This is a genomic window from Methanoculleus sp., from assembly GCF_036677455.1.
Taxonomy (GTDB): domain Archaea; phylum Halobacteriota; class Methanomicrobia; order Methanomicrobiales; family Methanoculleaceae; genus Methanoculleus.
In genome coordinates this window covers 37803-58840 of sequence record NZ_JAVBWL010000043.1, presented here as the reverse complement: position 1 = coordinate 58840, position 21038 = coordinate 37803, and the positions used below count along the sequence as shown (strand labels likewise).

Below are 21038 nucleotides of genomic sequence, written 5' to 3'. Positions count from 1 at the left end.
TCCAATACCGTACCATGCTACAGCGCTACTGGTTCGGAGACGTCGATGAGCAGGGGTGCCGGGCCGCCGGCACCGATCCGGCCGCGCTCGCCGGGCGGGCTGCCACGATCCGCACCGGTATGGAGTCCTACGTCCCCATCGACTGGGAGGTTGCCCGGGACTGCGGCGTTGTCCGGACGCGGGAGGAGTACGTCGACCTGCTCCGGTCCGTCTGCACCACCCTTGCCCGGGAGAAGATCGCCCGCTCATACCGGGAAAGAGACGTCGAGCTCCTCCAGATGGTCAGGATGCTCGACGAACTCGACAACGTCATCAACCTCCTCCAGGAACGCGCCGCGGAGTGGTATCAGGTCACGAACCCGTCGTTCTCCCGGAAGTACCGGTCGCTTCCGGCCAGAAAGATGCTCAACCTCATCCAGCGGGGGGCCCGTGGTGGTCTTCTCGATGTCTCCGGTGAGATCGAGCGGCTCACCGTGACGAGGAGCCGCCTGATGCGGGAGGTCTCGGCCCGGGCCGACGAGGTGCTGCCGAACACGAGCGCCCTCATCGGGGGGCTGGTCGCGGCCCGGCTCCTCTCCCGGGCCGGGGGGCTTTCCGCGCTCGCAAGGATGCCGGGGAGCACCATCCAGGTCCTCGGCTCCGAGCGTGCGCTCTTCTCGCACCTCCGGGGCGGGACGCCGCCGCCGAAGCACGGGATCATCTTCCAGCACCGGCGGGTCCATAACGCCCCTCGCGAGGTGCGGGGGAGGGTGGCCCGGGTGCTCGCGGCAAAACTTGCCATCGCCGCCCGGCTCGATTACTACCGGGGAGAGGCGGTGCCGGAGTTCCTGAACGCTGCCCAGGCACGGATCGACGAGGCGGGGGTCACGGCATGATCCGGCTCGGGAACGTGCTCGTCTCGCCCGGCGAGGGCGGGGTCTACGGGGAGCGGACACTCGACGGCTACCGGGTCTGGGACCCCTACCGGAGCAAGCTCGCGGCGCTCTACACCCTCGGCGGCGGGCTGAACCTCACCCCCGGGATGCGGGTGCTCTACCTCGGTGCGGCGAACGGGACGACGGTCTCGCACGTCGCCGACTACGTTGAGACCGTCTACGCGGTGGAGTTTGCGCCCCGACCGATGCAGGACCTCCTCGAGGTGGCCCGCCGGAGGAAGAACATCGTCCCGATCATGGCCGACGCGAACCGGCCGGAGGAGTATGCCCCGTTCATGGAGGCGGTCGATCTGGTCTACCAGGACGTGGCACAACCCAACCAGGTCGAGATCGCGGAGCAGAACCTCGTATTCCTCAAACCCGGCGGTCACCTCATCCTGATGCTCAAGACCCGGAGCGTGGACGTCCGGCGCGACCCGGCCGAGGTGCTCGCTGAGGCCCGGGCCGGGCTCGAAGAGCGTCTCGACGTGGTGGACGTCCGGTGGCTCGAGCCATACCACCATGACCATGCCGCCATCGTCTGTGCCCGCAGTATATATTAGTGGGAAGGGCAACTCCTTCATATGGACCGGGTAGTCTTCAATCCCTTCTCTCCCGTGGCGCTCCTCCTCCTCTTCGGGCTGCTCATCCTTGTCGGGCTCGCCATCATCGTCTTCCCGGTCATCTTCCTGACAGCGATAGGGGCAACGTTCACGAAGCTCGGGTTCTCCTGGTGGCAGGCGCTCCTCATCCTCTTCCTGACCCTTATCGGGAGTTTTGTCAATATCCCCATCAGGACGATCGAGGGCCGGCCGGCGACGCCGATCTATGACCGTTACGTCGCCATGTACGGGCGGTTCTACCGCATCCCGCAACAGGTGCCGCGGACGGTCCTCGCGATCAACGTCGGCGGCGCCGTGATACCGGTCGCTCTATCGCTCTACCTGCTCTACGACTCGGTCGTCCTCAGCGGCGGCTACCTGCTCCTCGGGCTCGCGCTCCTCGGGGTCGGGGTCGTGACGGTCGTGACGAAACTCGTCGCCCGCCCGGTGCCGGGCCTCGGGATCGCGACGCCGTTCTTCATTCCGCCGCTTGCGGCGCTCTTTGCGGCGCTCATCCTCTCGCTCTTTGCGGGAGACGTCCCGGGCGCGGCGGTGATCATCGCCTACGTGAGCGGGACGTTCGGAACCCTGATCGGGGCGGACCTCTTGAACCTCGAGCATATAGCAGAACTGGGGGCGCCGATGGCGAGCATCGGCGGGGCGGGGACGTTTGATGGGATCTTCTTAACCGGGATCATCGCGGCGCTGTTGGCGTGAGGGGCGTCGGCCGGTTGTGATTACCAGCTCATGGGCGCCCAGGTTCTGCGGTGCCCGGGCATGCCGCGATTTGCTGTAGCGTTGGACCTGAAAGGAGGCGGTGCGGTCCCGTCACGCAGCCGACTGCAAGAAGAGTTCAATTTCCCGCCTGAAGAGAGAAAAGTCATCGATATGCTCCTCCAGTATGGAGAAGGCAAGAGCGTCGTCGATTGCCCCGTAGCGGTGCACGACAATGTTCCGGAACCCCTTCATCGCCTTCAGGTTCTGCCGCATCGCCGGGGCGAGCACCCCGTGCTGCACGAGGTTCTCAAGGATATCCTCATCGGTGCCGGGGACACCGAGGTGGAGGTCGGCGTTCAGAATAGCACATATGTCGAAGACGTTCTCGATGGCGTATTCGGCGCGTTTGTAGATCCCGTCTTTCACGATACCGAGCCGCACGAACGAATCGGCTGAGCCGGGGAGGTGCTCTTTGACTATATCGGTACTTTCCGTCATCTCCTGGAGTTTGATGCGGATCGCCGTATCCCGGACCCTTCCCGTCATGCCATCGTCTCTTTGCCGATATAATCGTACAGCCGGTGCTTGAAATCGTCGAACTCCTGGATCGTCTGGTACGCGACGTCGTAGAGGAACCGCTCATCGGGACAGTAGATCACCTCTCCCCGGAGGATTTCCACCCTGACATAGAGCGGCAGGTGGGAGAAGATCTGGATGTCGTAGCGGTCGTCGCAGAGTTCGGAGAGTACCGCAAACCGGAACCGGGACGCCTCCTCATGATCTCCGTCGTAATAGATGCAGAGATCGACATCAGACCCTGCCCTTGCCCGCCCTTCGGCAACAGAACCATAGAGGATGATGAAGCGGACCTTTTCGAACCCCTCAACGGTTTTCATCCGCTCAAACGCATGCTGGACAGAAGGATTCACGTGCTCTCACCCCGGGGCGTGCCCGTAGTTCTAGATGGGGATCGTTCTCTCATTAACGTTTCCCGTGGCAGAGAAGGAGATTGTTTGAATGGGTGTCTGCCTCTCTGGCACGGCCCCTCAAATCCCGGGGCCTGGAGGTTCTTCACGAGTTGATTCCATGAGATGGGTGTCAACTACCCCTCCTCGCGTCGGGGGCATGATACCATGAGTGGCACCATGCTCTTTACAGGCTTGCGATTCCACCTCTCCCCCTGCGTCGGGGGAGCAGACCGCAATAGGCCGGTTGACAGCGGCCCTGGTAGCGATATTCTTCGCTGCGTTGATGTCGGCGTTCTCGGTATGCCCGCAGGCGCAGCAGCAGAACGCTGCCTGGGTCTGGCGGTTGTCAGGGTGAACGAACCCGCAGGCACTGCACTGCTGACTCGTATACGCCCCGTCGATCACCTGCACTACGATCCCGGCCCGGCGGGCCTTGTACTCGATGAAGGATCGGAGTTGATGGAACGCCCATTTGTGGTGTCGCTCGCGCTGCCCCTTCGTAACCGTGGTCCGCAAGAGGATGCCCTTCAGGTCTTCGAGAGCAATCCCCCGCTTCGTGCCTTGTGCCGCGCAAACGATCCGTTTGCTGATGACGTGGTTGGTGTTGGTCTTAAACCGGCGTTCTCTTCCGGAGATCTTCCGCAGTCTCCGTTTGGCAGATTTGGTGCCGGTCTTCTGGAGAACCCCCTTGTGTCTGCCGTACCGCTGCCGCACCTTCTCGGTGGCGTCGCTGGAGAAGGTTACTCCGTCGCTTGTGGTGGCGATCTTCACCACCCCGAGATCGACCCCGAGGTACTCAGAGGGGTCGGCAGGCTCGATGTCCGGTGTCTCCACGGTCGCGTAGAGCCAGAACGCTCCGTCCCGATAGATGAGATCCGTCTGCTTGACAACTTCGACCGCCGGGAAGTGATCGGGCTTGCTGTACCTGAGTTTGATCCGACCCTCCAGCGTCCAGATGCTCACCCGGTTCCGGCCGAGGGAGAGCACCCGGGCATCGTAGCAGATGGCCCCGTGCTCCCGGAACGAGATCTCGGTGAGAGACTTCAGGGGTTTGCCGAGAACGGCAAGCACCCTGTTCTGCTCCTTGATCGCCGCTTTGGTGCTTCGGTAACTCCCGGCAACCTTGCGGATGGCAAGCTGGGCCACCTGCGCCGAGAGCCCGAAGGTCTCCCGGATCTGATAATACAGCCGCTTCTGCAGGCCGATGTTAGAGAACTGGCGAACAGAGAAGGCAACCGACGAAACCGCGTTGCAGGCGGCATTGTACCGCTCCATCGTGGCGAACAGCATCCGCCGCTCGTCGGGAGACGCAACCAACCGCAACTTCGTCACCGATTGCATACACCTTCTCAGTTGTCGCTCGCCGGCATAAAGAAGAGCCGCGCGGGGTGAAAGTGGATTGGGCTCTACAGAGGGCCGATTCCTCCCCTGACTCGAGTTGGGGGGCTCCTCGGCCCACGATCCTGATCCTATGCTCCGGCACCCGTATCCACCCTGACGATCTCTCCCACCGTGCGGCCGGCGACCGGGGGTATCGGGAGGCCGCGGCGGAGCCGTATGATCAACCATTCGTCGATGACGCCGGCAAGATTCCTCCTGCACTCTTCCAGTGTCCTGCCGGTTGCAAAGACCCCGGGAAGCTCCGGGACCTCTCCGTAATACGGCTCGTCGTCCTCAATGATCTCGTAGTTGGCGTGTTCGAGTGCCGCGTTGATATACTCAAGGATCATTGTGTTTCTATGGGATTTCCCACGCATATAGGGTTTTGCCCGCCCGGGTCGAGCGGGATCACGACTGCTGCTGTTGGGCTATTCCATCTTGATGTCAGGATGTGGGGCGTGTTCGTCGTTTCCCATGCGACATGGGGTTGGGTTCACTCCCCGGCATGGTCTTCCCAGAGGCCGGTAAAGACCCGCGCCTGCCGGGTGTAGATCTCGGGGATATCCTGCTTGTACTCGAGCGTCACCGGGACGGCGGGGTGCCGCCGGAGCCGGGCGAAGACCGCCGCGAGGTCGAGGCCGCCGTCGGGGTGGTCGAGTTCGAGGTGCTCGTCATGGATTGAGCCTCGCCGCAGATTCGAGAGGTGGTGGAGGGTCACGTTGAGCCTCTCGAATCGCCCGAGTTCATCGAGAAACGAGAGGGGGCGGTGGTTTACGGTGCAGGCGAGGTGCGGGAAGTCGAGGCAGAACTGGGTTATCGTTCCGCCCGCAAGGGCGGCGAGTTCTTCGGCGGTGGTCCCGAGGAGGGGGTGGCCAGCGTAGACCGAAGGAAGGTTCTCGAGGGTGAGCCGTGGGTCGGTGTAGGTGTCCAGGAAGCGGGAGAACTCTTCCACGGCGGCGGAGCGCCCTCCCGGCTCGTATCGCCCTGCGTGGAGGACGATCGTCTCTGCGCCGAGGGTGTCGGCGGCTTCAAAGGTCTGGCTCATGGCGACCTCGATGTGCTCCTTGATCTCCGCCGCCGGGCGATCGTCGTAGGCGGTGGGGGCGCAGGGGTTGACGCCGTGGCTGTGGTGGGGCGCGTGGACGACCGAAGGGATGCCGGCTGCGACGACCCTGTCGAGGGCCTCCTGGAAGAGGGGCTGGGGGAGCGGGACGGCCTGGATCTGGATGTGCCTGATATTGCCCTCGTCGTAGAGCTTGGTGAGCAAGGCGAGCGTTTCCGATGGCCTGGAGGCTTGAGCACTGGAGGTGTGAAGTTCGTCGAGCTGCACGGTGCAGCCGAGGTTGTAATCAGCCATATATCGCCCTCTGGTGTATGGTGCTGAGAAAAAGGTTCGAGTAGCCCGGAGCAGATTCGAACTGCTGTCGCGAGATCCAGAGTCTCACATGATTGACCGCTACACTACCGGGCTATTGGGCTCTAAAATGTTGTGTGTAGTTCCTAATTAACCTGACGCCCGGAGGGTCACACTTTTGCGGCGCGGGGGCACTTTCCGCAGGCCCGGCAGACCTCGGCAACAGGCTGGATCTCGGTGCCGGATCTGCAAAACGCCGGGATATCGTCTAGATCTCGCCGGAAGTAGACATGGGGAACAAGCGCGATGTGGGTGTAGCGCCCGCAGGGCACGCCGAGTTCGTCCGCGATCGCCTTCTGGAGGTGGACGAGCGCGTACATGTTCGAGCCGGCGGCAGAGAGGATGTCGTTGCTCCGGAAGACGACCTTCATCTGGAGCTTCCCGTCCCGGAGGAGGCACTGGACAAGCTGCAGGCAGGGGCAGTCGTCGAGGTTCTCGTCGATGACCGGGTTCCAGGTGACCGCGACGGCCCGCCGGGAGTTCGCGGCGGCAGAGAGTTTCCGGGTGATGTAGGCGATCTGGTCGACGTGGACGTCTTCGCCCTCCGGCGCGACCTGGAGTTGTTCCCCCCAGTCGAAGAGCCGCCGGTGGTAGTCGTACTCGAACTTCGCATCGGAGCCGTGTAGGAGATTCTCGGTGTAGGCGTCCAGGAACCGCTTCTGGAACCGGGAGGCGGGGCTCGCCATGGGAACGCTCTCCGGCGACTCCACCTCGAGCGCGAGTTCCTCGCACTCGATCGTCGCCTCGTCGTTCTCGGTCTCCAGCACCCATCCCTTCTCGAGGACGGTCCTGACCGCCAGTTCGTGTGCCCGTGCGAGCGTGGGGGCCCGAATGATCCGCATGGAGAGTAGTTGGCCGGCCGGGATAGAAAAGTCTCCGCACTAGGGGTGGTCTCCTATATACATGCTCCGGCATTGTGACACCGTCGCCGGGGTGGGAGGGGGGAGACACCCGGGGTGCTCCCCCGCCTGTGACGGCGCCTGCCATGGGTGGTGTGGGCGCACGGGTGCGGCGCGGGAGAACAGGCAGGAATGAAGAGCCCATATGGTCGGGCGCTCCCCGGTTTTGCCGGGGTAACATTTTTATTCTCGTACAATAATGAAACCGGGTGATCCGGGAATGAAGCATGATCCTGGCGTATTCGGGGTGTTTTCCCGTATCGTGGTGCCTATCAGAGACGTCGGACACCCGGTCGACCACAAAGGATATAATAAGTGTTCCACAAATATTGTGACATATTCCGTGATTCGGAGTATAGAGCGTGGTGAACCCGTATTCGACGTCTGTCGAGTACCTCGCGTTCACACTCCCTCATGTCATCACAATGGAGGTATAGTATGAAGAGTATGACAAAATTGATGGTTATCGCCATGCTGCTCGTGGCTGCGCTGGTCGTTGCACCGGCTGCGGCGAGAGCAGTTACAACCGGCAACACCATCTATGTAGGCGAAGAAGACCTCGACGTAAGTGCGGTCTTCGGTGGAGCGGCCAGCGGAAACCTGGTCTACTTCAGCAGCCTTAGCGACAGGACTGTTGTGGGGTCACCCATCAGTGTACCCGACACCACGAACTTCGACCTGAGTGCAACTGCAGTTGGATCCTCGACTGGAACCTGGTATGCTTTCGCTACCGGTGCCAACTATGGTGACAACACGGTTGCTCCCCTTGGGAACGTTCTCGTTCAGATCCCGTCGACAAACCTCCGGGTTCTGCTCGGGACCAGTGGCACCACATCCGTTGACGGCCAGAGCGTAACCCGCTCGAGCAACATCCGGTTCCGGATTGACCACAACCTTGCAGGTCTTGCCGACCCCCTCGACCCCGCTTACAACATCATCGAGGTCCGGCTTACCACCCCCGGCGGCGGTACTGTTACGACCTTCGGTAACAACAGCGTGAACCTTGCACTGCCCCTCACCGGCCAGTGGAGCGAGACCCCGGCAATTGATCTGACCGGCGTCACGGCCGGCACGTACACCGCTCGCGGTGTCTGGCCCACTGCGGCTGGCCTCGGCACGGAGTACAACACCAACACCGTGACCTTCGAGGTTGCCTCTGGAGCAGTCGGCATCACGGCAAACAAGGACACGGTTGTTCGTGGCAACGCGTTCACCGTGACCATCACCGGTGAGTCCGAGAAGAACTACCACCTGTTCATCACGAACCCGGGCAACAATGCCCCGACGTTCCGGACTGGTCAGGTTGGCGTGACCCCCGTCACAGCGGACAACGTGACTGTCAAGACCACCGCCGGTGGCACCCGGTCCGTTGAGCTCAACACCAACCAGAACACCAGGGAAGCGAGCTACACCCTCCGTGTCGCCGACCCCCTGGATGCAAGCAAGTATGACGAAGTCCGGGTGAAGGTCGAAGCAGGCTCGGTCACTGTCACGTCCTCCGGCACCGGCACCTACTACGTCGGTGAAGAGATTACCCTCTCCGGAACCAACACTGACAGCAACGATGTCTACCTCTTCATGACCGGTCCGAACCTCGGCACCCGTGGTGTCGGGCTTGTCGGCAACCTGAATGCAGTAGTGGACAATACTACCCCGGGCAACTTCGTCCATGTGGACGTTGAGGCTGACGACACCTGGTCCTACAAGTGGGACACCAGCGCGATCACCCGGTCTCTCGATTCCGGCGGCTACACGATCTACGCTGTCTCTGCCCCCAGGGACAAGGAAAACCTCGGTGACGTCGAATACGACACCCAGACCATCCAGCTCCGGCCCGGGTTCATCACCGCGACCATGAGCAGCGCAACCGTTGCGAAGGGCGATGATGTCACGATCACCGGAACTGCACAGGGCAACCCGTCCAACGTGAACATCTGGATCTTCGGCAAGAACTTCTATGGCGGCGCGAACGGGCAGCTGGCTGTCCAGTCCGTCAATGTCGAGTCCGATGGCACCTTCGATCACGACATCACTGGCACCGAGAACCTCGTTGCCGGCCAGTACTTCGTTGTCGTCCAGCACCCGATGGGCACGGACTTCGAAGTTGCACAGGGAACTGGTGCGCAGGATGCCAACAGCATCTACCGCGCTGACGATACTGGCGCCACGAACGTCTTCGTAGCAAGACTCACGAGCCTCCAGGCAGCCGAAGCGGCAAACGCCCTGATTGACGCCCTTGAGTCCCCGTACGTCAACGACGCCTACACCAAGCTGACCTTCTTCCTCGAGGACGCCTGGATCCGGATCGACCCCGTTGGCGACAAGTCCGCGGGCAGCACGTTCACGATCTCCGGCACCACCAACCTCGCAGCTGGCGAACAGCTGATCGTTGAGGTCACCTCCGCGGCGTTCCAGCCCGGCCAGACCGGCCAGACCACCGGCTTCTCCAGCGATGCCGGCACAGTGACCGTCCAGGCAGGCGAGGCCGCGAACACCTGGTCCTTCGAAGTCGATGGAACCAGCTTCAGACCCGACCAGTACATCGTCACGGTCGAGTCCATCGAAGCCGGCACGACCACGACCGGAACCTTCAATGTCGTTGAAGCGGCCCCGACCACGCAGCCCACGGGCAACGTGACCACGGCCCCGACCGGCACTGAGACCACCCCCACCGGCACTGCGACCACCGCAGCAACCCCGACCCAGTCCCCCGGATTCGGAGCAATCCTTGCTCTCGCCGGCCTTGGTGCGGTTGCCTTCCTGGTCCTGCGCCGGAACTAAACCCTAACTAACCAACCCTAATTTTTTGTTTTGTTCTGTTTCGCTGAGCGGTTTTTCGGGTACGGGACGGGATCGCGAGTCCTGAGATTATCTGAGGATCGGCGGTCGTGCTTCGAGTTGCCTTTGAGAGCAGAACCGGATCCCCTGATCGGCATTGAGACGAAAGATGAGATTGCTGGGTTCCGGAAAGATGCCGGAAAATACCTTGATGATGAATTTACGGAGATCAAGAAGGAGCTTGCTGCCATCAAGGGTGCCCTTTCCAGAGCGGGTATCCAGATGTGACTCCCCTGGCTGATATCGAAGGCATCCGGAGAACTATCGATCTAGTATATAGATAATGCGTGATAATCGCTCCGAACGGCATTTTACTATTGGCGTGATCGTTTTTTCCCTGCCGCATCACGCTGCCTGCCCACACAAAGGCTCGTACCACCTCGTGACCTTTTGATTCCCCGGAGTCTGCCCACACCAAGCCCTCATTCAATGGTAGTCCCACTACAGATATGCATCTCGCTGCCGGGGATCAGCGCAACCTCGCCTGCCTTCCTGGGCGAACCCTTATATCTCCTGCTTCATAAGATCGATGCAGGAGAGGGATCGAATGAGTCTGCATGCCGAACTGCTCAAAAAAAGAGACGAGATCCTTGAGATCGCAGCCCGACACGGTGCCCGCACGGTCAGAGTCTTCGGATCGGTGGCCCGGGGCGAGGAGACCCCGGCAAGCGACCTCGACCTCCTTGTCGAGTTCGAGCCAGGAAGGAGCCTCCTTGACCATATTGCCCTCGCTCAGGACTTGCAAGACCTGCTTGGCCGTGATGTCGACGTGGTGACCGAGAAGGGGCTGCACTGGTATATCAGGGACCGCGTCTGCCGGGAGGCCGTGCCGCTGTGAACGACGACCGCCTCTACCTCATCCATATCCTCGAGTCGATAGAACGAATTGAGGACTATACCCGGGAAGGGCGTGAAGTGTTCATGAATTCTCCGATGGCACAGGATGCAGTGATACGGAACTTTGAGATCATCGGCGAAGCTGTGAAACAGATCCCGATATTCTTGAAGGAGGAGTATCCAGATATCCCGTGGCGCCGGATTGCGGGTCTCCGAGATGTCCTGATCCACCAGTACATGAGCGTGGATCTAGAAGCCGTTTGGGCTATCACCGGAGAAGATCTCCCCGGGTTCAAGCGGGCAATTACGGAGATCCTGGCTGGAATGCAGGGTCGCTGAGCAGTCTGCCGGAGCCCTCTCACTCATGGCCTCACCCGGGCGCCGTCTCATAGTTGAAGATCTGATGTGGGAAAGGGAGTTGTCAACTACTGCGCTCGGGGGGTCCGAGAACTTCACGCTTATTAGGCAGGGTTCAAACGGGAATGGGTGAAGCTCAGCCCCGGATTCGGTCACTTGGACGTACAGGAGGGATTGTGGGCAGAGAGCCCTATAGAACAATGCGTGATGATTGTCTCCTCAATCGACCATCGCGGGCTTGAAACGGATACCCCTGCAAGTCAACCCGATCAGCCGCTCTTAAGTAGTACAAGGCCTCAATTTCAAGTAGGATGAGGTTACGCGTATGAAACTGACCGTAAAATTGCTCGACATAGCAAACAAGGGAGTCCTTCTCCACAGCACCGACGCACGAAGCATGCGCATCCGCGACGGCGACCGTGTCCAGGTCACTGACGAAGCAACGGGAAAGGTTGCCCAGGCCCACGTCGATACCACCGGCTCGCTCATCGAGCCCGGCCTCATCGGCATCTACCGGCCGCTGAACGCCACGCTTGCCGTCGACGAAGGCACTCCCGTTGAGGTCAGGGGTGCCGAGCGGCCGGCATCCCTCTCGCACATCAAGAAGAAGATGGACGGCGGCCGGTTCACCAAGGACGATACCCTGGATGTCGTCAGGGACATCGTCAGCGACACCCTCTCGCCGGGCGAGATCACCGCCTACGTCACCGCGTCCTACATCAACGGCCTCGACATGGACGAGGTGGAGTACCTGACGAGAGCCATGGTCGAGACCGGGGATCACCTCCGCTTCGCCCGGCACCCCGTCGTCGACAAACACTCCATCGGGGGCGTGCCCGGGAACAAGATCACCCTCCTGATCGCGCCGATCGTCGCCGCGAGCGGCCTTTTGATCCCGAAGACCAGTTCCCGCGCCATCACCGGCGCCGGCGGGACTGCGGACCTCATGGAGGTCCTCGCGCCCGTCTCGTTCTCGGCGACCGAGGTGCAGCAGATGACCGAGAAGGTCGGCGGCGCCATCGTCTGGGGCGGGGCCACGAACATCGCTCCTGCTGATGACAAGATCATCACCTATGAGTACCCGCTCCGGATCGACGCCCGGGGTCAGATGATCGCGAGCGTCATGGCCAAGAAGTTCGCCGTCGGCGCCGATCTCGTGGTCATCGATATCCCGGTCGGCCGGAACACCAAGATCCCTGACGCCCAGGAGGGGCGGAAACTCGCCCGGGAGTTCATCGAACTCGGGGAACGGCTCGGGATGCGGGTCGAGTGCGCGCTCAGTTACGGGGAATCGCTCGTCGGTCATACCATCGGCCCGAACCTTGAGGTGCGCGAGGCGCTCGCTGTCCTCGAGGGGGCGACCGAACCGAACTCCCTCATCCAGAAGAGCCTCTCGCTCGCCGGGATCCTCTTCGAGATGGCCGGGAAGGCTGCACAGGGCCAGGGAGCTCAGATGGCCTCAGATATCCTCCGGAGCGGCAAGGCGCTCGAGAAGATGCGGCAGATCATCGAGATTCAGGGCGGCGACCCAACGGTGAAGGCCGAAGATATCGTTCCGGGAGAGTACCGGTTCGAGGTGCGGGCGCCACAGGACGGGTACGTCATTGAACTGAACAACAGCGCGCTCGTCACGCTTGCCCGGCTCGCGGGCTCGCCCTACGACCACGGCGCGGGGCTCTACATCCACGCAAAGAAGGGGACCCGGGTCAGGAAGGGCGACCCCATCTTCACCATCTACGCCGAGCGGGAATGGCGTCTTGAGCGCGCGATCGAGGTCGGCCGGGTGCTGATGCCGGTGGTCGTGGAAGGGATGGTCCTCGAGCGGATTCCGCCTGAGCGCTGGATGTAAACCGAAGCACTCAAATTTTTGGGCCGCAGTACACTTCAATATGGCTAAATATCGTCTCATCATAACCCTTCTCATCTCCTGCGTCCTCCTCTGCTGCACGGCGCAGGCGGTCACCCTGCAGATCAGCGTGGCCGACGAGGAGACCGACGATGCCGTTTCCGGTGCCTCCGTGTACATCGACGGCGCCTACGTGGGGAAGACTTCCTCGGACGGCACCTACTCCTACGCCCATTCGGGGGATGACGACCTGTACCTGAAGGTTGTCCGGGCAGGGTATCGGAACTGGGTGGACTACGTCGATTACGACGCGACCCGTGTCTGGGTTGACATGATCCGCGAGGACGAGACCCTCACGTTCGAACTCTACGATGCGGTGACCCTGCAACCGGTCATCGGTGCCGTTGTGCGCGTCGAGGGTGGCGACTACTCCGACTCGGAGGTCACCGGCAAAGACGGGAGCGTGGACTTCTCGGTGAGGGCGGGCACGTCGTACAACGTCGAGGTTCGCGCGTCGGGCTACTACGACCTCTCGCAGACCGTGCAGATGGAGAGCGGTGACAGGCCAATTCAGTACTGGCTCTTCAGCAAAGACCTCGTGGGGATCCTGGTCAGGGACGCCGAGACCTCTGCTCCCATCACGGGCGCGGAGGTGTACATCGATAGCGCGCGCGCCGGGGTGACTGACGCCGAAGGTAGGCTGCAGTTCCACCTGGATCGGGGAAAGCGGTATTCCGTCAGGGTGACAGCGGCCGACTACCAGCCCTTCCAGGAGAGCCGCGACCTCGAGGTGGACAACGTGCTCCTTCAGGTCTCTCTCTCAAAGTCGGCATATCCCCTCTCGGTAACGGCCTTCAACGAGGCGACAAAGCCGGTCGAGGGGGCGGAGGTCTACCTCAACGGGACGCTCAAGGGCAAAACCAACCCGTATGGCCGGTTCGCGCTCTCTGAGCTCCATGCAGGCACCTATGAGATCCTGGTGAGAGCCCCCGGCTACGGGGACTGGCGTGCGACGCGCCAGGTTGCCGGAGTGGGAGACGATGTCGTCGCCGAACTCAAATACGACCGGGCAACCGTGACCGTCCGGGTGGAGGGCTCCGACCGGAAAGCCCTGGCCGACGCGGTCATCGTCATCGACAATAAGGTTGCCGGGGTGACCGACAGCCTCGGGCGCTTCCAGACGGCGCTCGTTACGAACCGGGCGTATGCCGTGACCGCCGCCCGTGACGGCTACCAGAACGTCTCGGTCGAGGCGGATATCCCGCTCGGTGCGACCGAGTTCACCGTCCCGCTGGTCATGGAGCAGAACTTCAATGTCTGGCTGCTCGTGGCCGGCATCGGGGTCGTTGCCGTGGTTATCATTGGTGCAATCCTGGTGATGCGGCGCAGGCGGGCCGGGCAGAGCCGGGGCAGGCCACGCGACCGGGACAGCCTCTAGGACCTTCGGGTTCCTTTTTTTTCCTCGGGGGGCGGGGCCGCACGATTTTGTGTACAACGGCGAAATAAATCCTGCAAGAAAAGAATATTCTCGTTTTTGTGGTCCGAAAAATATCTTTTTTCGTTGTTGTGGCGCCTGCACCGAAGGTTTGTTCAATTTGCGTGAATATCATTGTCCGATGGATGAAAGGAGGCTTTTTAGTTCCGCGTTCTATTGACAACATTTATATGCTAAGGTGCACCAGGAACAGATACGGTGGTGTATGAGTAGATTGACATATGCGTGCCTGGTGATGGGGCTGATTCTGCTGGCGGCCCCGGTCGGTGCGCTGATACCGGATAAAATCGAGATACTTGATCCAAGTCCCGATGATTGGGTGACGGCGGGGAGCGGGGAGCCTGTGACCATCACGGCGCGGGTGTTGAGCAATACGCCCAATAGCAATACTCCGGTCGGCGGGGTTGCCGTCGAGTTTACCCTGGACGGTGGTTTAGGGAGCATCTCTTCCGCGCAGGCGGTGACGGATAATAATACCGGATATGCGACGACGGTCTTTACCCCCGGGACCACCAGTGGGGATGTGACGATCACGGCGACGGTTGCGCTGGATGCGCCTCTGGAGGACAGCGTCGACCTGCATATCGATCACGCGGTTCCCTATAAGATCGCCAATCTGTGGTATGAGCCGGAGGTGATCGCTGGAGAGACGACGGAGATCGTTGTCCGGATGGTGGACAGATACGGGAATGTGATAGATTGCCGCAACATAGCCGAGAGCGTGAAGTTCATGGTGGGTTCGCCCGAGGGAGGTGAGGATGCAATTTTTGATGACCCCGAGGTCGACGTAGACTCTGCCGGAGACGCCACCGCAACTCTCCGGGTCGGTACGATGGCCGGGGAGAATCTTGTCTGGATACAGCCGCCGAAGACTGTAAAAGGTGAGTATATCTCCATCGCTGGCGTGGCGGGACCGGTGGTCAAGATCACGCAGGTGGTTGATCCCTCCAGTGCCTCGGTTCCGGCCGATGGGGATAAAGTAGTCTCGTTTACCTATACCCTGTTTGACGAATACGCCAATCCCGCCGCTGGACAGGAACTCTTGGTGAGCGCCCTGGTGAAGCGGGTTGGCCGCCCGGAGGAGTTGCAGACCGTTTCCCTGCATTCCAACTCTCATGGGCAGGTGATGATCACCTACGGACCTGAGGACTCCGTCGGTATCGCGACCATCACCGCCACGGTCTCCGCGGATGAAAACGTGCATGTGTCAAAGGATGTGGTATTCACCAGTACTGCTCCGGTGGACATGCTCCTCTCGGCAAGCCCTCAGTCTATGCCGAGCCGGGATGTCAAGGAGAACTCCGTCTCGCAGCTCCGGGCCAAGGTGATGGATGAGTCGGGGAACCCGGTCGAAGGCGAGACCGTGACGTTTGAGACAATTCCTGAGTCGATCGTTGTCGGGGACTACGTAGCGACCGGGAATCCGTATCTCGGGATCGAGGGACAGATGAACGGGGTCACAGCCGAGACCAACGAGGACGGGTATGCCATTGTCAAGTTCCACCCCGGTGCGTTCACGACCGATCGAGATGCAGAGGGCTGGAGCGCCACCGCGACCGGCACAGCGATTGTCCAGGCGAAGTGGGTGAACGACGCCGGAGATCGAAGTGCAACGCAGGACATCACCCTGACCTGGAAGAACTACCCCTACCTCTCGGTGGAGACGGCAGTCTCCCCCGAAACGGTCGCGGTGGACGAGGCGGTCGACGTCACGATCCGCCTCCGGGGGGACGGCTGGGCGCTGCAGCCGGACCCGATCGATGTGGTGCTGGTGATTGACCGGTCGGGGAGTATGCTTCGCGATAAGCCCGACCGTATGCACTCGGTTCGTGAGGCGGCAAAGGCTTTTGTGAATGAGTTCTCAGAAAATCATGATCGTGCAGGTGTTGTCTCGTTTGGGCGAAAAGGGACCATCTCCACTCCTGGGGAGAAATCGGGCCTCACAAACTATAAAAATAATGACTACGCGTGTCCAAAAACCTATGATAATTATGCAACACTTGACGCTGGGCTCACTTATAACCTCCAAACAGTAAAGGATGCCCTCGACGGTATCGTTCCCGACCACGGGACACCGCTCCGGCAAGGGCTCAAGGTTGCGATTGACCACCTAGATACCAATGCATACGATGGTTCGGTCAGGGCTGTAGTGCTTCTCTCCGATGGCGATTATAATTGGTACGGCGACCCTCTTGCCCGGGGATCGAGTTCGACTGCCTCTCCGGATGATTATGGGGATCTCACTCAGGGTTATTATAAATTCAGCGACTTAATGGATGCTGAACAGAATCTTTCGTTCTATGCTAAGAGCAAGGGCGTCACGATTTATTCTATCGGATACGCGAACAGCATCTCCACAAATGGCAAGAGCACCCTGAAAAAACTTGCCGAGTCTACAGGGGGGTTATATTACGATGGCGATGCGGCTAACATCGGTGCCGTCTACACGGCGATCGCCGGCGAACTCAAGACCGAGGCTGGTGTCGACACCGAGCTGGACGTCGTCTTTAGGGACGTCGAGGTGAACGGGGCACCCGTCGGGTCCGAGATCGACGTGTTTGACTACGTCTATGAGGACGAGATATCGACCATCATCAAGAGCTGGATCGACGATGACGATGTGGGGCACTACGTGATCGGCCCTCATACTATTGATCAGACTGAAGACTGGGAGGGCGATCACAGCCTGAACTTCAACATCGGCACCATCCGTCTCGGCCAGACCTGGGAGACAACCTTCCGTCTCAAGGTTTTGGAAGAAGGGAACATCAACGTATTCGGCCCGGGCTCGACGATCACGTTTAACAACGCGATCACGTTTAACAACGGTGCTGATACGCTGGAACTCCCCGACACGTTCATCACAGCCGTCCCTGACCTGAACAACCTGGGTATCACGTCCTGTTCGCTCAAGGTGGAGCTTGGTGACCCGATTCCTCCTGAAGAGCAGGGTGCATTCTACGACACCATTCCGCTGACCTGGACCGTCACCTATGACGGCACCCGGGATATCGACGAAGCCCTTGCCTACTCGGACGACAACGGACGTTCGTGGACCGTCTTCTGGACGAAGACTATTGACCGCTCGGCGGAGCCGGGCGAGACTCTGACAGGCGAGACCCAGATGGATGTCAGCAGCCTGCCTGCGGGCGAGTACCTCATTCGACTGGTCGCCTCGGCTCTCGATGCCCCCGATGCGGTGGATACGACGAGTACCGCGATTCGTATCGGGAACGCCTCGCGTGACTATATCATGATTGGGTGAATATACCCGCTTTTTGCTTTTTCGCACCAGGCACATCGTACACGTTACCCCCAGGAAAAGGTGATCGTTCACTTCTCCTGGGGGTGGGTGGGTTGACCACTGCTCGTGAGCCGCATTTGCGGGGGGTTGAGCCCCGAGCAATTGGGTGTATCGCTTCCCAACTTGCATGCCTGGTGACGGTGTATGGTGTAGGTGGGTGCCGCGGCCGGGCCCCCTGACCCCCCTCTCCTGCGGCCGCTTGGCTGGCGAGGCCCGACCCTGGGCGGACACTCTCCCGCTTATTCGCACAAACCTCTATTTAACTCTCGCGGAGCGCCCGCCATTTTCCGGGAGGCAATCGTTCGTTGAACTGAATTACTCTCGCTGGAAGTAGTTGCCCTGGGGCCAGAAACTCTTCTTTTGTAGTATTACATTGGTTAAAATTATGTCGGATAATCACTATAAGATTCTTGTGTGGAATGCCCGGTCTCGCTGCTCTGATTCTGGATGAAAAAAACTTCAAATATAATTATTATAATCAATCCGTAGGGTAATTGTGGGTTTAAATTCAGTTCACTGGATCGAGAGTAAATAGGAAACAATATATATAACATACGGGATCACGGCTCCTTGATCTCAGCATGAATTTCCAGAAAATAATCATCCTCACGATCCTGCTTGGCCTGATCGTTCCTGCGGCTGGTGCGGCAGGCCCCGACCGGATCGCCCTCTCAAGCGATACCGACTGGCTGGTGGCGAACGGGACCGATTTCGCCGGAATAACTGTGCGGGTGCTCGACGGAGGCGGGGCGCCGCTTCCAAACTGCACCGTGGCGCTCTCGGTCGACCCGGCCTACGGTCGCCTCGCGCCCGCGACCGTCACCACCGGACCGTCCGGAACCGCCGCTACGCGTTTCATCACCAACACGACGAGCGGTGTCGCCGTGATCACCGCCCGGGCCGGGACGTTGGAGGAGACCCTCTCCCTCTCAATCGACCATGACCTGCCCTCCCGCTTCACCTACCTCCATTATGACGGCGAACTGACCGCGGGCAATACCACCACCATCACCCTGGGGCTTACCGACCGGCACGGCAACCCGGTGGACGATCGCAGGGTCACCGAGACCGTGCGCTTCAGCGTTGGTTCGGTCGACGACGATGCCGTCTTCATCGACGACGGAGGCTCACCGGTGCCTGAACTCGAACGAAGCGTCAACGTCACGGGATTTGTCCAGGCGGAGCTTCGGACCGGCCGGACCATCGGTGAGAACATCGTCCGGATGACCGTCCTGCCGGCCGGCGTCGACCGCTACATCTCCATTCGCGGGCTGCCCACAGGGCTTCCCGCCGCAATCGAGGTCTCGGTCAGCCCTGATGCCGATCCCATCCCCTATCGGTCCGCGAACGGTGTGGAGACCTTCACCCTGACCTACAGGCTCTTCGACGCCTGGGGCAACCCGGCAGCCGGCCGCGGCCTCCAGGTCAACACCTCCCTTGGCGAAGGCGTCGTCCTGACGACGAACGGCACGGGCATCGCCTGCCTCACCTACGGCCCGAAGGAGACCACCGGCAGGATCACCATCACTGCAACGGCCGTGGAGAACGCGAGCGTGATCGCATCGGAGACCGTCGAGTTCATCCACACCGACCCTGTGGATATGCTCCTGTCGGCAAACCCCCAGTCCATGCCGAGCCGGGACGTCGACCGCGATTCCGTCTCGGAACTCCGTGCAAAGGTCATCGACGAGAAAGGAAACCCGGTCCAGGGGGAGGACGTGACATTCTCGATCCGCAACATCGACGTCAGCGACTTTGTGCAGACCCGGGCCCCGGTCCTCGCCGAAACATCCGCGAAGACCGACGCCAACGGCTACGCCTCCGTCAGGTTCTACCCGGGCGCGTTCACGACCGACCGGAAGGACCCGAAGTGGAGCGGCAGCGCCCGGGGCGGGTGCGAGGTCGTCGCCACGTGGAACGGTGCCACCCGGACGATCCCCGTGACCTGGGAGAACTACCCTTACCTCTCCGTGGAGGCAGAGGTGGTCAACGAGACCGTTGCTGTCAATGATACGATCGATGTCACGGTCCGCCTCCGGGGTGACGGGTGGGCGCTCCAGCCAGACCCGATCGATGTGGTGCTGGTGGTGGACCGTTCGAAGAGTATGGACACCAGGGATAAAGGGGAGACAAAGACGAGGATGGCGGCGGCAAAGGCCGCAGCACGAAGTTTCGTAGGGGAGATGAATCCTGCGCGGGATAAAATCGGCCTGGTTTCATATAGCACTGACGCCTCCTGTGATCTGTCGCTGGCTTATGATTATTCGAAAGTGAACAGCACTATTGACGGACTCAGAACCGTATTATATACGGCTACACGGAAAGCGCTGTATGTTGCCATCCAGGAAATGGCCGCCAACAAAAATTCGGATCCCGATGCCGTGCAGGCCGTGATCCTGCTCTCCGACGGTGAGTACAACTACTACGGTGACCCGCTTGCTCGGGGTACAGGAAGATCCAAGTATGATTGGTCGACACCTCAGAACGACTATACAAACTTCTCTAATCTTAGGGACCAGCAGAGTATGGCTGCCTATGCAATGAACAACGGCATTCGGCTGTACATGATATCGTTCTCAGGCGATATCACCGAGAACAGTCCCACGTGGAAGACGATGGACACCCTCGCAGGGGCGACCGGCGGCAAACACTACCATGCCGCCACCGGTGACGACCTGGCTGCTATCTACGCTGAGATCGCCGGCGTTCTCAAGGCCGAGGCCGGCGTCGACACCACCATGACCCTTGACTTCGGCACGATCCGGGTCAACGACGAAGACCGGGAAGGAAATGATACCTTTGCCTATATCCACGAAAACGGGGTATCAACGGTGATCGCGAGCTGGGTCGAGAACGAGACCGGGAATCATACAATCATCCACCCGCAGACCATCAACCAGACCAACGACTGGAACGATGACCAGAACCTCAACTTCGACATCGGCACCGTCCACCTTGACCAGACCTGGGAGGCGACGTTCCGCCTCCGGGTCCTCACTGACGGCAACATCAACGTCTTCGGGCCCGGATCGAGGATACGCTTCAATGACGGTGCGGAGCTCGCCCTTCCTGACACCTTCATCACGGCCGTCCCGGACCTCACCAACACGGGCCTCGGCTCAGAAACGCTCACGCTCGCAAACCCGCGCTACACCTGCGCCGAGCCGGTGCTGGAACTCCTCACCGGCGCCTGGGACCTCACGTACACCGGGTCGGGGACCGTGACCCAGATCGTGGAGTACTCCAACGACGGTGGCCTCTCCTGGGTACAGTTCGACACCCCGACCGGAGGCGTCACCTCCCTTTACGTCAGGGATCTCCCCCGGGGTGAATATCTCATCCGGGTACGCGCCTCAGCGGACGACGCGCCGGATGCCGGGACAATCTTCCCCCCTATCCAGGTAGGAGAACGACAAAATGCGTATATTCGGCTTGCGTGAATCTCCGGGTGCCATTGTGCGCACCCG

Annotated in this window: 17 protein-coding genes and 1 tRNA gene; 11 read left to right on the top strand and 7 right to left on the bottom strand. The window is 60.7% G+C overall.

What is annotated here, in order from left to right:
• Window positions 1–14: 14 nt before the first annotated feature.
• From V6K60_RS09895 to V6K60_RS09885, 3 genes are read left to right on the top strand one after another with little or no spacing between them, the layout of a single operon-like run.
• On the top strand, window positions 15–875 hold the full coding sequence (locus tag V6K60_RS09895; RefSeq protein ID WP_332450356.1) for an RNA-processing protein: 861 nt from the start codon (window positions 15–17) through the stop codon (window positions 873–875).
• Window positions 872–1477: a fibrillarin-like rRNA/tRNA 2'-O-methyltransferase gene (locus tag V6K60_RS09890; RefSeq protein WP_332450355.1), complete on the top strand. Its 606-nt coding sequence runs from the start codon at window positions 872–874 to the stop codon at window positions 1475–1477. Before V6K60_RS09895 ends, V6K60_RS09890 begins: the two co-directional genes overlap by 4 nt.
• A gap of 21 nt (window positions 1478–1498) precedes the next feature.
• Entirely contained in the window at window positions 1499–2233 is a 735-nt protein-coding gene (locus V6K60_RS09885) for a DUF1614 domain-containing protein (protein WP_332450354.1), read from the top strand.
• A gap of 111 nt (window positions 2234–2344) precedes the next feature.
• Here V6K60_RS09885 and hepT read toward each other — a convergent pair whose 3' ends face one another.
• From hepT to V6K60_RS09850, 7 genes are all read right to left on the bottom strand, one after another.
• Complete coding sequence (gene hepT / locus V6K60_RS09880) at window positions 2345–2779, bottom strand: type VII toxin-antitoxin system HepT family RNase toxin (protein ID WP_332450353.1); 435 nt, start codon at window positions 2777–2779, stop codon at window positions 2345–2347.
• On the bottom strand, window positions 2776–3129 hold the full coding sequence (locus V6K60_RS09875) for a nucleotidyltransferase domain-containing protein (protein WP_332450352.1): 354 nt from the start codon (window positions 3127–3129) through the stop codon (window positions 2776–2778). The genes hepT and V6K60_RS09875 overlap by 4 nt, the downstream gene beginning before the upstream one ends.
• Window positions 3130–3279: 150 nt before the next feature.
• A complete protein-coding gene (locus V6K60_RS09870) occupies window positions 3280–4542 on the bottom strand; it encodes an RNA-guided endonuclease InsQ/TnpB family protein (protein ID WP_332450351.1) in 1263 nt (420 codons plus the stop codon).
• Between the two features lie 128 nt (window positions 4543–4670).
• Window positions 4671–4931, bottom strand: a complete 261-nt coding sequence (locus V6K60_RS09865) for a type II toxin-antitoxin system HicB family antitoxin (RefSeq protein ID WP_332450350.1) — start codon at window positions 4929–4931, stop codon at window positions 4671–4673.
• Between the two features lie 143 nt (window positions 4932–5074).
• Complete coding sequence (locus V6K60_RS09860; RefSeq protein ID WP_332450349.1) at window positions 5075–5938, bottom strand: TIM barrel protein; 864 nt, start codon at window positions 5936–5938, stop codon at window positions 5075–5077.
• 41 nt (window positions 5939–5979) lie between these two features.
• Window positions 5980–6052: transfer RNA gene (locus V6K60_RS09855), tRNA-Gln, on the bottom strand.
• 53 nt (window positions 6053–6105) lie between these two features.
• Complete coding sequence (locus V6K60_RS09850; protein WP_332450348.1) at window positions 6106–6837, bottom strand: thymidylate synthase; 732 nt, start codon at window positions 6835–6837, stop codon at window positions 6106–6108.
• A 495-nt stretch (window positions 6838–7332) separates the two neighbouring features.
• On the opposite strand from V6K60_RS09850, the gene V6K60_RS09845 reads away from it, so the two are divergent.
• From V6K60_RS09845 to V6K60_RS09810, 8 genes are all read left to right on the top strand, one after another.
• A complete protein-coding gene (locus tag V6K60_RS09845) occupies window positions 7333–9675 on the top strand; it encodes an MEMAR_RS02690 family S-layer glycoprotein (RefSeq protein WP_332450347.1) in 2343 nt (780 codons plus the stop codon).
• A gap of 123 nt (window positions 9676–9798) precedes the next feature.
• Window positions 9799–9960, top strand: a complete 162-nt coding sequence (locus V6K60_RS09840) for a hypothetical protein (protein WP_332450346.1) — start codon at window positions 9799–9801, stop codon at window positions 9958–9960.
• A gap of 319 nt (window positions 9961–10279) precedes the next feature.
• Complete coding sequence (locus tag V6K60_RS09835) at window positions 10280–10570, top strand: nucleotidyltransferase family protein (protein WP_332450345.1); 291 nt, start codon at window positions 10280–10282, stop codon at window positions 10568–10570.
• Window positions 10567–10908 carry a HepT-like ribonuclease domain-containing protein gene (locus V6K60_RS09830; RefSeq protein ID WP_332450344.1) on the top strand — a complete coding sequence of 114 codons (342 nt, stop codon included), beginning with the start codon at window positions 10567–10569 and terminating at the stop codon, window positions 10906–10908. Before V6K60_RS09835 ends, V6K60_RS09830 begins: the two co-directional genes overlap by 4 nt.
• 343 nt (window positions 10909–11251) lie before the next feature.
• Complete coding sequence (locus V6K60_RS09825) at window positions 11252–12775, top strand: AMP phosphorylase (RefSeq protein ID WP_332450343.1); 1524 nt, start codon at window positions 11252–11254, stop codon at window positions 12773–12775.
• 40 nt (window positions 12776–12815) lie between these two features.
• Window positions 12816–14210, top strand: coding sequence for a carboxypeptidase regulatory-like domain-containing protein (locus V6K60_RS09820; protein WP_332450342.1), 1395 nt, complete (start codon window positions 12816–12818; stop codon window positions 14208–14210).
• 292 nt (window positions 14211–14502) lie between these two features.
• Complete coding sequence (locus tag V6K60_RS09815) at window positions 14503–17532, top strand: VWA domain-containing protein (RefSeq protein WP_332450457.1); 3030 nt, start codon at window positions 14503–14505, stop codon at window positions 17530–17532.
• A 620-nt stretch (window positions 17533–18152) separates the two neighbouring features.
• Window positions 18153–21011 (top strand): Ig-like domain-containing protein, encoded by a 2859-nt coding sequence (locus tag V6K60_RS09810; RefSeq protein WP_332450341.1) that lies wholly within the window; start codon window positions 18153–18155, stop codon window positions 21009–21011.
• Window positions 21012–21038: the final 27 nt, after the last annotated feature.